General features: G+C 71.8%; 10 protein-coding genes. 2 read left to right on the top strand and 8 right to left on the bottom strand.

Translation table 11 applies throughout. The features are described 5' to 3' along the window. Positions 1–72 precede the first annotated feature (72 nt). Together ACFYW9_RS31685 and ACFYW9_RS31680 are read right to left on the bottom strand one after the other, a co-directional pair. Positions 73–1,059, bottom strand: coding sequence for an aldo/keto reductase (locus tag ACFYW9_RS31685; RefSeq protein WP_389157591.1), 987 nt, complete (start codon positions 1,057–1,059; stop codon positions 73–75). 72 nt (positions 1,060–1,131) lie between these two features. After that, entirely contained in the window at positions 1,132–1,797 is a 666-nt protein-coding gene (locus ACFYW9_RS31680; RefSeq protein WP_389157588.1) for an NUDIX domain-containing protein, read from the bottom strand. Between the two features lie 107 nt (positions 1,798–1,904). Between ACFYW9_RS31680 and ACFYW9_RS31675 the strand changes: the two genes are divergently transcribed. Beyond that, positions 1,905–2,258 carry a hypothetical protein gene (locus ACFYW9_RS31675; RefSeq protein ID WP_328456220.1) on the top strand — a complete coding sequence of 118 codons (354 nt, stop codon included), beginning with the start codon at positions 1,905–1,907 and terminating at the stop codon, positions 2,256–2,258. A 151-nt stretch (positions 2,259–2,409) separates the two neighbouring features. Here the strand turns inward: ACFYW9_RS31675 and ACFYW9_RS31670 are convergent, their stop codons facing one another. The 5 genes from ACFYW9_RS31670 to ACFYW9_RS31650 all read right to left on the bottom strand — a co-directional run bounded on the left by ACFYW9_RS31670 (position 2,410) and on the right by ACFYW9_RS31650 (position 10,225). Beyond that, positions 2,410–3,288, bottom strand: a complete 879-nt coding sequence (locus ACFYW9_RS31670) for a universal stress protein (protein ID WP_389157585.1) — start codon at positions 3,286–3,288, stop codon at positions 2,410–2,412. A 356-nt stretch (positions 3,289–3,644) separates the two neighbouring features. Continuing rightward, positions 3,645–4,685: a LacI family DNA-binding transcriptional regulator gene (locus tag ACFYW9_RS31665; RefSeq protein WP_389157582.1), complete on the bottom strand. Its 1,041-nt coding sequence runs from the start codon at positions 4,683–4,685 to the stop codon at positions 3,645–3,647. Positions 4,686–4,746: 61 nt separating this feature from the next. Then, entirely contained in the window at positions 4,747–7,197 is a 2,451-nt protein-coding gene (locus ACFYW9_RS31660; protein ID WP_389157579.1) for a glycoside hydrolase family 3 C-terminal domain-containing protein, read from the bottom strand. Positions 7,198–7,243: 46 nt separating this feature from the next. Beyond that, entirely contained in the window at positions 7,244–8,992 is a 1,749-nt protein-coding gene (locus tag ACFYW9_RS31655; protein WP_389157576.1) for a discoidin domain-containing protein, read from the bottom strand. Positions 8,993–9,130: 138 nt separating this feature from the next. Beyond that, positions 9,131–10,225, bottom strand: coding sequence for a DUF1996 domain-containing protein (locus ACFYW9_RS31650; RefSeq protein WP_389157572.1), 1,095 nt, complete (start codon positions 10,223–10,225; stop codon positions 9,131–9,133). 430 nt (positions 10,226–10,655) lie between these two features. Here ACFYW9_RS31650 and ACFYW9_RS31645 point away from each other — a divergent pair, with 430 nt between their 5' ends. Next, positions 10,656–12,482, top strand: a complete 1,827-nt coding sequence (locus ACFYW9_RS31645) for a coagulation factor 5/8 type domain-containing protein (protein ID WP_389157569.1) — start codon at positions 10,656–10,658, stop codon at positions 12,480–12,482. Positions 12,483–12,600: 118 nt separating this feature from the next. Here the strand turns inward: ACFYW9_RS31645 and ACFYW9_RS31640 are convergent, their stop codons facing one another. Next, the gene (locus ACFYW9_RS31640; RefSeq protein ID WP_389157566.1) at positions 12,601–13,218 is read right to left on the bottom strand and encodes a hypothetical protein; all 618 of its coding nucleotides are present in this window, start codon (positions 13,216–13,218) and stop codon (positions 12,601–12,603) included. Positions 13,219–13,245 lie beyond the last annotated feature (27 nt).

Genomic DNA, 13,245 nt, shown 5'->3' with positions numbered 1-13,245 from the left:
ACCGCTCCTCACGGTGGCACGGGCCGGACGGATGTCAGTGGGCCCGACGAAGGTCAGTGAGCCCGGCGGATGTCAGTGGGCCGCGTCCAGACGGGCCCGCTGGTCCGGGGTGAGTTCCAGGTCCACCGCGGCCAGGTTCTCCTCCAGCTGGGCCACCGAGGAGGCACCGGCCAGCGGGATCACCGGCAGCTCGCCGCCCATCTGCCAGGCCAGCACGACCTGGTTGAGGGTCGCCCCCGTCTCCTTCGCCACCTCCTTGAGCACGGTGAGCCGGGCCGTGTTCCCCGGGTGGTCGTAGTCGGACGGCAGCGGCTTGTCCCGGCGCCCGTAGGCGCCGCCCAGCAGCGGCGAGTAGGCGACCAGCGTCAGCCCGGGCTCCGCCCCCAGGTAGCTGAGGAGTTCACCGGTCGCGGCGCCGAGTCCGCCCTCGGGGAAGAGCCCGCTGGGTACGTCGGAGCGCGGGCGCAGCAGGCTGTGGTGGTACTGGAGGACCTCGTAGCCGGGCAGTCCGGCCAGGGCTGCCAGGGCGCGGGCCCGCTCCACCCGCCAGACGGCGTGGTTGCTCACCCCGAGGAGTCCGACGCTGCCTCCCGCGACGAGTTCGGCGAACGCCTGGACGGTCTCGCCCGGTTCGACGGTGCGGTCCTCTATGTGCGCGTACAGAAGGTCGATCTTCTCCACGCCGAGGCGTTCCCGGCTCCGCTCGGAGGCCTCGCGGATCACCTTGGCCGACAGTCCCTCGGGGTTGTCGACGTAGCCGGTCCCCGGGGCGAGCGGGCGAGCGCCCAGCTTGGTCGCGAGGACGATCTCGTCGCCGACGCCCCGGCTGCGCCGCCAGCGTCCGAGCAGTTCCTCGCTCTGGCCGCCCTGCCCTCCGTCGGTCCAGAAGGCGTAGTTGTCCGAGGTGTCGATGAAGTTGCCGCCGGCCTCGGCATAGCGGTCCAGTACGGCGAACGACGTCTTCTCGTCGGTCAGTGAGCCGAACAGCATCGCGCCGAGCGCGAGCACACTCACCTCACGGCGGGTCGCCGGGTCCGTGCCGATCGTGCGGTAGCGCATGGTGTTCCCTCCCGTTCGGGCCCGAAGTCCCCGGGCCCGAACGGGAGTCTGGTCGTTGGAGTGCTCTTGAGGTCAAGCCTTGGCGAAGGGCCCCTCCAGGGCGGCCCACTGCAACAGCATGATCGTCTTGGCGTCCGCGATCCCCCCGGTGCGGATCATCGACAGGGCCTCGCGGAAGGGCAGTTCGATCGTCTCGATGTCCTCGCCCTCCTCGTCGAGTCCGCCGCCCTCGTGGGTGCGGGTGGACGGGCCGTAGGAGGCGGCGTAGAAGCTCACCCGTTCGGTGACCGAACCCGGGCTCATGTAGACGTCGAAGACGTGTTCCACCGCGCCGACGGTGTGCCCGGTCTCCTCGATGACCTCGCGCCGTACGGCGTCCTCGGGGTGCTCGTCCTCCTCGTCGAGGAGGCCGCCGGGTGTCTCGACCAGCATGCCGTCCGGGTGCCCGTTGACATACACGGGATAGCGGAACTGCCTGGTCAGCAGCACGGTTTCACGCTCGGCGTCGTACAGCAGGAGGGTGGCTCCGTTGCCGCGGTCGTGGGTTTCGCGCTCCTGGGTGCTCCAGGTCCCGTCGGCGAGCTGGAGGTCGAAGGTGGTGGTGCGCTCCACGTACCAGTGGCAGGACAGAAGGTGCACGTCGCGGATCCTGACCCGGGGATTGCCGGTCAGGTCGCGGCCCGTCCGGTCGAGTCCGGTCCGGCCCCGGCGGTCGGGGGTGTCGATGCCGGCGGTCATCGCGCGCGGGCCCGGCGGGCGCGGGAGTTGTCGTTCATGGGCACTGTCTACCATCCCGAGACCAAGGTCCTGGTCACAGCGGGGCTTCGCCCGTCTAGGCTCACGGCATGGAACAGACGGAGATCATCCTGCGCGCCATCGGCGTGCTCACCGAGACCAACGCCATGGTGCGCAGGATCGCCCAGGACGAGGAGGCCGGGGTCGAATCGGCCGAGAACAACCTGGGCGCTCTCGTCACCGAGGTGTTCCCGCGTGTCGAGGTGCCCGGTGACGCAGGCCCCGCCGAGGCGGGGCAGGCGGTCGCGGACGCCTACCTGCCCGCCGCCATCTCGCTGGTGGGCGCCTTCGCGTTCCTCTTCTCCGAGCTCGCCGACCTCCACGACTCCGGGCGCACCGACGTCTCGACGGCCGATCTGCTCCAGGATCTCGCCCTGCGCATGTCCCGGGCCGACAACGAGTAACCGCCGTCCGGCCCGGGCGCCTCGTCCCGCCCCGCCCCGCTCCACGTCACCGGTCCCGCTCGACGCGCACCCGGCCGGTCTCGGCCCGGGCTCCCCCGGCCGGCTCTCGACCGGGGGAGTCCACGGCGGGGGCCGGCGGCCCGGTACCGGGTCAGGCGTGCGGAACGACCGCCACCGGGCAGGGCGCGTGATGCATCACCGCGTGGGCCACCGAACCGATCCGGACGCCGACCGCGGAGCGGTCTGCCCTGCGGCCGACGACCAGCAACTGGGCCCGGTCGGAGAGGGACAGCAGCACCTGGCCCGCGCTGCCCATCTCGATGTGCTGGGTGACGGGCACCTCGGGAAAGCGTTCGCGCCACGGCAGGAGCGCCTCGGTCAGCGCCTTCCTCTCGTACGGCTCCAGGCCGCCGGCCTCGTCGAGCATCTTCAGCGAACCGGGGCTGTAGGCGAACACCGGCGGCAGGCTCCACGCCCGTACGGCCCGCACCGCCGCGCCACGGGCCGCCGCGGTCTCGAACGCGAAACGCAGACCGGCGTCGTCCTCGGGTCCGCCCTGATGGCCCACGACGATCTCGCGGCCGCCCGCCTCGTCCTCGGGCCGGTCCTCCGAACGCACCAGCACCACCGGGCAGGACGCCTCGGCGATCACCCGTTGTCCGACGGAACCGAGCAGGAAGCCGACGAACGCGCCGTATCCGCGCGAGCCGAGGACCAGGGTCCGCGTGTCGGCCGCGACACCCAGCAACGCCTCCACCACGTCGCCGTCGACGGAGTCGATCACGTCGACCGTCACCGGCAGACCCTCGTGCCGGTCGGCGACCGCGCGGGCCGCGTCCTCGATCATGCCGCGGGCCGAGCGTGCCTGGTCCTCCCGGTCACCGCCGCCGACCATGTCGTGCGGCGGCCAGTGCCAGGCGTACACCACCCGCAGGGCCACACCCCGGCGGACGGCCTCACGGCCCGCCCAGGCCAGCGCCGCCCTGCTCTCGGGTGATCCGTCCACGCCCACGGTGATCGGGTGGGTCATCAGCCTGCCTTCCGTCGCCGGCCCATCTGCCCGGCCGGGTGCTCGTCCGTCCTTGCCGGTCCAGTCTCCGTCACCGGCGGGGACGGCGGACACACGACAGGACACGCGGAGGACTCGCTCCGGCACGGACGACGGGCGGAAGCCTAGGGCCTGTCTGACAATTCCCGTCTGCCCGGCGACGCCATGCACGCCCTCTCGCCGCACCGGCCCCAGACCCGAGTACGCCCAGTACGCAGGCCTGGGGCCGGCACGCCGAGAGCACGCTCCCCCAAGCTCTCGGCTTCGCTCGAGCAGGGGGACCCCCATGACGCCCCCGGGCCGCCCTCCGGGCGACGACGCGAATTGTCAGACAGGCCCTAGGCCGAGGCGCGGACCACGAGTTCCGGGTCGAAGATCAGCGACGTGGGTTCGGTGCGAACGCCCTGGATGTGCTCGTCCAGGAGGGCGGCCATCGCCGCGGCCATCTCCTCCACCGGCTGGCGCACCGTGGTCAGCGGAGGACGGCAGGTCACGGCCACGCTGGAGTCGTCGAAGCCGACGACCGCGACATCGTCCGGTACCTGCCTGCCCCGCTCCCGCAGCAGTTGGCACACGCCCTGGGCCATCAGGTCATTGGCGGCGAACACCCCGTCCACGTCCGGGTGTTCGGACAGCAGGCCGGACATCGCCGCCATGCCGCTGTCCAGCGTGAACCCGCCCTCGGCGACCGGGACGTACGGGTGTCCACCGCGGGCCATCGTGTCGCGGAACCCGGCGAGCCGGTCCTGGCTCGCGGCGATGCCGAGGGGCCCGGTGACGGTGACGATCCGCCGGCAGCCCCGGTTCAGCAGGTGTTCGGCCGCCAGTCGCGCCCCCTCGCGGTGGGCGAGATCGACATAGCTGAGCCGCACGGGGCGGGAGGGCCGGGCGAAGAGGACGGCGGGCAGACCCGCGTCGGCGAGCAGGGCGGGCAGCGGGTCGTCGGCGTGGGTGGAGACGACGAGGGCGCCGTCCGCGCTGCCCTGCCGGAGGTCGGCCAGCACCTGGCTCCTGGTCTCCTCGGATTCGGCGAACATCAGCAGCGGATGCATCGAGCGCGGACGCAGGTACCCCACCACGCCGCTGACGACCCGTCCGAAGAAGGGGTCCGCGAACACCCGTGCGGCGAAGGCGTTCTGCGCCTCCCCCGGGGTGTCGCCCGCGCCGGAGACGATCAGCGCCACCGTCTGGCTGCGCCGGGTCACCAGCGATCTGGCGGCCCGGTTGGGCGCGTATCCGGTCCGGTCGATGGCCTGGCGCACCACCTCCTGGATTCCGGGGTCGACATTGCGGACACCGTTGATGACCCGGGACACGGTCGCGCGGGAGACTCCGGCCACCCGCGCGACATCCTCCAGCGTGGGAGCCTGTCTGCTCATGGCGGCACCCTAACGGCACGGCACCGCCCCGGGATAGAGCGCTCTCCCCGGCCTCCGGCAATCAGCCGGCGGGCCGGACCAGGACGGTGGCCGTCAGCGGCAGGGCGCCCGCGGAGCTGCCGGCGAGCACACGGTAGGCGCCGGGCCGCGTGCGCCACGCGTGTTCGTCCTCGGCCCAGTGGCGCAGCGCCCGGGGCGGTATCCGCACCGACGCCGTCGCCCGCTCGCCCGGTTCGGCGCTCACCGCGGCGTACCCGGCGAGCCGGCGTTCCGGGCGGTCCGGCGGGCCGGGGGGCCCGGCGAGATAGACCTGGACGACCTCGCGTCCGCGCCGGGGACCCGTGTTGCGTACGTCGACCCGCACGGTGAACGGCTCGTCGGCCACGATGTCGTCGGGGATGCCCAGCCCCTCGTACGCCCAGGTGGTGAAGCCGAGTCCGTGCCCGAACCAGTAGGCGGGTTCGCGGTCGTGGCGTGCCCAGGCGCGGTAGCCGATGTGCAGGCCCTCGGTGTAGTCGAGGTGTCCGTCCTCGGGCCGGGTGCGGGTGACCGGCGCGTCGGCGAGGGCCGCCGGCCAGGTCGTGGGCAGCCGCCCGCCGGGTTCGGCGCGGCCGAACAGCACGTCGGCGAGGCCCGCGCCGCCCTCCTGGCCGGGGAACCAGGTCAGCAGGACGGCACCGGCCGCCGCGCGCCAGGGCAGTTCGACCGGTCCGCCGCTGTTGACGACGACGACCGTGCGCGGTTCGGCGGCGGTCACCGCGCGGACCAGCTCGTCCTGGCGTCCGCCGAGCCCGAGGTCCGTCCGGTCGTATCCCTCGGACTCGCCGTGTTCGGTGGTGCCGACGACCACGATCGCCGCGTCCGCGTCGCGGGCCGCCCGCACCGCGTCGGCCAGGGCCGGACCGTCGTCGGGGGGTGGCGGGGCCGCGGTGACGACGGTGGCCCGGCCGGTGTCCGGGGCGAGTTCGCGGCGGGCCACCACGCGCACCGCGCGTCCCGCCGTGAGCCGGACGGGCGCGCCGTGGACGGGCGGGTTCACGTGGACGACCGCCGGATCGTCGGTCTCCTTGCCGAACTCCCCTTTCAGGGCCACGCGTTCGTCGACCGTGATGCTCAGGCGCCCGAACCCGCCGACTCCGAGCGTCCACCGCCCCGAGACCACCGGAAGCAGCAGGGCGGCGATCTCGACGGTGTGCGCACCCGGCGGCAGCGGAGGCTCCAACTGCCGCCCTCCGAGGCGGTGTTCGGAGAACAGTTCACGCCCCGCCGCGTCGAGCACGCGCAGCCGGACACCGGGGTCGCCGGTGACCGGATCGGCGCACAGGTCCGGGGTCAGGGGTGGCGCGGGCGCGTCGGCCGAGGGGCCCGGCACATGGACGACGCGTACGCCGTCGCCGAGCGCGGCCCTGATCCCCTCCAGCGGAGTGACGACCCGCTCGGGGAAGACTCCCGCGCTGCCGCCGCCCTGGACGCGCGGCAGGGTCGCGTGCGCGCCGATCACCGCGACGGTGCGCAACCGGGCGGGATCGAGCGGGAGGACACCGCGATTGCGCAGCAGGACGGTGCTCGCGGCCACGGCCCCGCGCAGCAGCGCGCGGGCCTCGCCCCGGCCGATGGCGGGCGGGGTGTCCCGCGGCGGCTCCCCCAGCGCGCCGCACGCGGCGGCGAGCCCGAGCAGCCGCCGCACCTTGTCGTCGACGGCGTTCCGCGGAACGCGCCCCTCTTCCACCGCCCGCACCAGCTCCTCGCCGAAGGCGCTCTCCGGTCCCGGCATCGCGAGGTCGAGGGCGGCGCGGGCGGCCGGTTCCCCCGACCGCACCGAGCCCCAGTCGGACACCACCACGCCGGTGAAGCCCCATTCCCCCTTGAGGGGTTCGTCGAGCAGGGAACTGGCGGTCATCGTGGTGCCGTTGACGCCGTTGTACCCGGCCATGACGACCCGGACGCCGGCCTCGACGGCCGCCTCGAACGGCGCCAGGTACACCTCCCGCAGGACCCGCTCGGACACCCGTACGTCGACGGTCAGCCGGTCGGTCTCGGAGTCGTTGGCCACGTAGTGCTTGGCGGTGGCGGCCACTCCGTGTGCCTGGATGCCCCGGATCAGCGCGGCGCCGGTGCGGCCGGTCAGTTCGGGGTCCTCGGAGAAGCACTCGAAGTGCCGCCCGCCGAGCGGTGTCCGGTGGAGGTTGAGGGTGGGGGCGAGGACGACGTCGACGCCCTTGCGGCGCGCCTCGGCGGCGAGCAGCCCGCCGAGGCGCTCCACCCGTTCCTCGTCCCACAGGGCGCCGAGCGCGGACGCCGAGGGCAGCAGCAGGGCCGGATCGCGCTCGTCCCAGGACTGCCCGCGTACTCCGGCGGGACCGTCCGACAGGACCATCTCCCTCAGTTCCAGGGCTGGTTCGGCCCTGGTGCGCCAGGTGGTCGCGCCGGTGAGCAGCCGGACCTTCTCGCGGAGGGTCAGTTTGCCGAGGAGCCGTTCGCGTTCCGCCTCGTCGTCCGTCTTCTCCGTCAAGTGCCGCCTCGTTCCCGGGAGAGCGCTCTCCCCATCGGTGCTCGACTCAGTTGTATACGCCGAACTCGTAGAGCGAGTAACCCCATCCGGTTCCTCGCGCGGTGCCGTTCACCCGTACGTAGCGGCCCGCCCCGGTGACGTCGAGGTCGTCCACGCCGCCGTTGCCGTCGGTGACCGTGCGGACGGTGGTCCAGTCCTGCCCGTCGTCCGAGGTCTGCACGGTGTAGGCCCTGGCGTACGAGGTCTCCCAGACCAGTTGCACATGGCGGAACGGGGTTCGGGTACCGAGGTCGACCCGCAGCCACTGGGGATCGCTCCAGTCGCCGGCCCAGCGGGTGCCGAGGTCGCCGTCCACGGCACCGGCCGCGGTGCAGGGGCAGTCGCCGCCGCCGGTCTGGAACGAGGAGGCGGTGGCCGGCCGGCCGAGCGCGATGTCCGTTCCGCTCGGGGTGGGTGGTACCACGCGCACGGACCGGGTCTCGACACCGACGTTGCCCTTGCCGTCCTTGACCTTGACGTAGACCTTCCAGACTCCGGGCCGGTCCGGCGCGGTGACCCGGAGCCGGCCGCCGCCGAGGTCGGTGAAGGGCAGCGGGTTCAGCTGTCCGCCCTGGTCGATGTACATGCTGTTGTCCAGCACCTCGTACGTGACCGGATCACCGTTCGGGTCCGTGGCCTTGACGGAGAGGGTGAGGTCGCGCCCCGCGGGTACCTTGCCCGCGTCTCCCTCCACGGTCAGGTCGGAGACGACCGGCGGGGTGTTGTCCCGGGAGGTGTCCGCGCCGTACGCCTTCTTCACGGCGTAGTACGACAGCCGCTTCTCGCCCGCGGGCAGCAGGTTGAACCAGATGCCTCCGAAGTCGTACTCCGTCCCGTAGTGGAACATCGTGGCGCCGAGCGCGACGCCCTGGTGGCCGGTGACGCAGTTCCACGCCCGGGTGTAGCCGTCGGCCTTCGCCCGGTCGGCCGGTTCGGCGGGGACGCCGTTGGCGTCGTCCGGCACCTCCCACTCGCCCGCGGGACCGGTTTCGGTGACGATGTAGGGCTTGGTGTAACCACCCTGCTGCCAGGCCGACTTGATGTCGCAGACCGCGTTGTAGGCGTTGACCGCGTACAGGTCGAGATCGGGCGCGTTCCGCTTGTAGTAGGGCCAGGCGCCGGTCCACGCGTCGGTCGAGGTGACGGGGTGGTTGGGGTCGACGGCGTGGATCTTCTTGGTGATGTCGTTCACGAGCGTCGTGTAGGCGTCCCGCTGGCGCTCCAACTCGGCACCGCCGTAGCAGTTCTGGAGTCCGAGCACGGACTCGTTGCCGACATCCCACATCAGGACGCCCGGGTTGTCCTTGTAGGCGGCGGCCCATTGGGGGAACTCGGTCAGTACCTGGTTCCTGTAGCCGGTGTCCGTCAGATAGTTCACACAGCCGCCGCTGCCGGGACCGCCTCCGGGCTGCAGCCAGAAGCCGCCGATCACCCTGATGCCCTGGGCCGCCGCCGCGTCGAACAGGGGCTTGCTGGAGGCGTCGGTGCCCCAGGTGCGGACGGTGTTGACGCCCATCGACTTCAGGTCGGGCATGTAGCGCCCCGCGTCGGCGACGGTGGGGCCCCAGGTGAGTCCCTTGATCTGGTACGGGCTTCCGTCGACGGTCAGCCGCCAGTTGCCCTGCGAGCCGGTGACCTTGACGACGCCGCCGGCGGCCTGGGCCGGCTGGGAGGGCAGGACGAGTGCTCCCGCGGCGAGCAGGCCCGCGGTGAGGGGCGCCGCGACACGGCGCCGGGTGGTACGCGATCCGGTCATGGGAATCCGTCCGGTGTACGGGTGGGGAGGTGCCGGGGAAGGGGTGCGGGTGCGGAGGTACGGGTGCGCGGGGCGGCGGGGACGGACGGTTCCGCCGGCCGGGTGCGCGCCGGACCGGCGGAACGCGTCCGCGCCGCCTCAGGGAAGCCGGTAGTTCGCGTCGAGCGCCGCGCCCGCCTCGGGGTGCGTCTGGTCGTAGCCGCGGGCGTCGCACTGGAGCCCGCCGACGACGCAGTGGTCGACGAGCGCCTTCTGTGTCGCCGGGTCCCACGCGTTGAAGAAGTCGTAGTGGAACGAGTAGCCGGCGCCGCTCGCAAGCCTGACCTGCGACATGTCACCGTTGACCGGGAAGGCCATCTTGAACTCGATCATCGGCAGCGCGACCGGGTGGTCGTCCGGGCAGATGTTGTTGTTGGTGCCGGGGTTGACCACCGGATAGGCCATGTGACCCTGGTGGTTGGGGGTGTCCAGATACTTGCCGTCCCAGCAGCTCGGCGCCTGGAAACGGATGTTGAGCTGGACGTCGGCCCTGTCCGGGCACTGCCGCGGGAAGTCGATGTTGAAGAAGCTGTCGCCGCACTCCCAGCCCTCCACGAAGCCGCGGTGGTTGCGGAAGTCGGCCGCCGACTGCAGGGGACTGCCGACGACGAAGCGCAGACCCTTCGGGAAGGGACGCACGCTGGTGTAGTCGGTGACCCCTGCCTTGTAGTAGATGACCTGGGGGCCCACCGGCAGCACGGGCGTGCTGCCGTTGAGCAGGGTCGGCATCCAGTAGGCCGACTTGTCACCGGGGGCCCGGCAGGTGGTCCCGCCGGCGCCGAGCGAGGCGGTGGTGCTGGCCGCGCTCGTGGTGGTGTTGCCCATGAAGGTGTGGTCGTGCGACTTGCCCGGCTGGCCGGGGTAGACGATCGGGTCGTCCGGCCGGGTGTGGGACACCGAACAGTTCGCCTGGAACTCGTGGAAGTAGCGGTGCGCCGGCTCCGCCTTGGACGGGACGACACCGGTCACCTGCGGATTCGCCGGGATGTAGCCGTCGCCGTCCGGGTCCTCGGGCGAGGAGAGCGTGGAGGCGGCCATCACGTGCGCCGCGTGCGCGGCCGGCGCACCGGCCGCGGACGCCGCCGGGCGGGACGAGGGGTCGGCGCTCATCGCCACTCCGGCCAGGCCGAGCGAGGTCAGCACCAGCGCGCCGGACATCAGGATTCCTGAAACGATCTTCGATCTCCGTGCCATGGAGACCTCCTGCCACGTCGATGGGGACGGTGGGGGTCGGACGGCCGTGAGCGGCGATGAGCACGGTGCCGCCGGGCCGTCCGCGTGACGGTCCATCACATGTGCCGAGAGAATGGGAGAGCGCTCTCCCGTTCGAGGAGTGTTGTGGCGGTCGCGCGGGAGTGTCAAGGGAGTTGACGAAGGATCACGCGACAGTCGTGTGCTCACCTCTTGAATACAGCCCCGAACCCGCCATCGATCTTCGAGTGAGCCCATAGGGCGGTGAACCATCCCAAATCCACACCCTGTCGCTGCTTCGCCGTGCAACAACATCCGGGACTCCGGTCACAACTCTTGACGCGTCGTTCACCTGGATGAAGCATGCATCGGCGAGAGAGCGCTCCCCCGTACCTCCCATCGTTCACTTTCTGAACCAGGAGAGTCGCCCCCCATGTCTCAAGCCCCCACAGACGTCCCGGACTCCGGCCGTTCCCCCGTCGCGCGACGCACCGTCCTCGGAGCGATGGCGGCCGGCGCGGCGGCGCCCGGACTGCTCGCGCTGTCCTCACCCGCGTCCGCCGCACCCGCCCCGCCCGCCGGGTCCGCCTCCCCCGCCCAGCGGCCGTCGGCGCTTCCCGGCGGCGGTGACCTCGGCCCGAACGTCATCGTGTTCGATCCCTCGACACCGGGGATCCAGGCCAGGCTCGACCAGATCTTCCGGCAGCAGGAGTCGGCGCAGTTCGGCACGGGCCGCTACGCGTTCCTCTTCAAGCCGGGCACGTACAACGGGCTCAACGCCCAGCTCGGCTTCTACACCTCGATCGCGGGTCTCGGCCTGTCACCGGACGACACGACGATCAACGGTGACGTGACCGTCGACGCCGGCTGGTTCAACGGCAACGCCACCCAGAACTTCTGGCGTTCGGCGGAGAATCTCGCCCTCAGCCCGGTCAGCGGCACCAACCGGTGGGCGGTGGCGCAGGCCGCGCCGTTCCGTCGTATGCACGTCAAGGGCGGCCTCAACCTGGCGCCCGACGGCTACGGCTGGGCCAGCGGCGGTTACATCGCCGACAGCCGGATCGACGGCTCGGTCGGACCGTACTCGCAGCAGCAGTGGTACACCCGCGACAGTTCGGTGGGCGGCTGGGTCAACGCCGTCTGGAACATGGTGTTCTCGGGCGTCCAGGGAGCGCCCGCCCAGTCCTTCCCGAACCCTCCGTACACGACGCTCGACACCACACCGGTGTCGCGCGAGAAGCCGTTCCTGTACCTCAACGGCAGTGAGTACCGGGTGTTCCTGCCGGAGAAGCGCACCAACGCACGCGGCGTCACCTGGGGCAACGGAACCCCGCGCGGCTCCTCCCTGCCGCTCGGCCAGTTCTACGTGGCCAGGCCCGGTGTCACAGCCGCCACCCTGAACGCCGCGCTCACGCAAGGACTCCATCTGCTGCTGACACCGGGGATCTACCACCTGGACCAGCCGATCCAGGTGAACCGCGCGGGGACCGTGGTCCTCGGCCTCGGCTACGCCACGCTGATCCCGGACAACGGTGTGACCGTGCTCAGGACGGCCGACGTGGACGGCGTCCGGCTGGCCGGCTTCCTCATCGACGCCGGTCCCGTCAACTCCGCGACCCTCCTGGAGATCGGTCCGGCCGGGGCGTCGGCGGACCACTCGGCCAATCCGACCACCGTGCAGGACGTCTTCGTCCGCATCGGGGGTGCGGGCGCGGGCAAGGCGACGACCAGCGTCGTCGTCAACAGCCGGCACACGATCGTCGACCACACCTGGATCTGGCGGGCCGACCACGGCACCGGCGTCGGCTGGGACACCAACCGGGCCGACTACGGCATCCGCGTCAACGGCGACGACGTCCTGGCCACGGGTCTGTTCGTCGAGCACTTCAACAAGTACGACGTGCAGTGGTACGGCCAGCGGGGCCGCACGATCTTCTTCCAGAACGAGAAGGCGTACGACGCGCCGAACCAGGCCGCCATCCAGAACGGGAGCGTCAAGGGGTACGCGGCCTACAAGGTCGCCGACACCGTGACCACCCATGAGGGCTGGGGCCTGGGCAGCTACTGCTACTACAACGTCGCTCCGACGATCGTCCAGCACCACGGCTTCGCGGCGCCGAACAGGCCCGGCGTGAAGTTCCACGATCTGCTGGTCGTCTCGCTCGGCGGCAACGGACAGTACGAGCGCGTCATCAACGACACGGGCGCCCCCACCTCGGGCACCTCCACCGTGCCGTCCACCGTGGTCTCGTATCCCTGACCGTTCCCCGTCCGCGCGGCTTCCACCGGCGCGGCCCGGGAAGCCCGTCCCCGACAGGGGGACGGGCTTCCCGGGGCGAGGGCGTGGCCGACGCCCGTGTCCGTCCGCGTCGCCCGTGTCAGTAGCGCTGGGCCTTGACCAGCACGGCGGTGAGCTGGGGCTCCGCGGGCTGCCTGCTGATCACGATCGGCGTCGCCTTCTTCCCCGGCTCCAGGTTCTCCTTGCCCACGAACCTCGTCTCCACGACCTTGCCGTCGGGGTTCTTGAAGTCGACCTGCACGGCGTACGAGGCGGTCTTGTCGGTCGTGTTGGTGATGGTGACGAGTACGGCCCGCAGCCCGCCGGTCTCCGCCGTGGGCACGCCCTTCATGCTGACCTCGGACGTCGCGTTGCCGCTGCCCTGGACGTCCTTCAGCTCTTTCTCGGCGGTAGCCGCGGCGCGGACGGTGTCGGCGGACACCGAGGCCGCGAACTCCGAGGCCCTGGCTTCCACGGAGGCCGCCGCCGACGACGCCCGCTCGCTGGCCGACGCGATGATCGAGGAGGCCGCCGAGGCGATGGCGGAGGGTGCCGACCCCGTGAAGTCGGACTTGTTCGGCGGGGTGACGGAGGCCGTGCTGCTGCCGCCGCCGTCGTCCGAACTGCACGAGACGAGAACGGAGCAGCACGCGATCGCGGACAACAGGACAGCGACACGCCGTGATCCGCTCCGGCCGTGGGGAACACGTCTGCTCATGGGGGCTCGTCCTCTTCCTGCCGTACG

It is taken from the genome of Streptomyces sp. NPDC002698, assembly GCF_042888945.1.
Taxonomy (GTDB): Bacteria; Actinomycetota; Actinomycetes; order Streptomycetales; family Streptomycetaceae; genus Streptomyces.
Note: the sequence above shows the minus strand (reverse complement) of the source record. Positions and strands in the feature narration are given on the sequence as shown.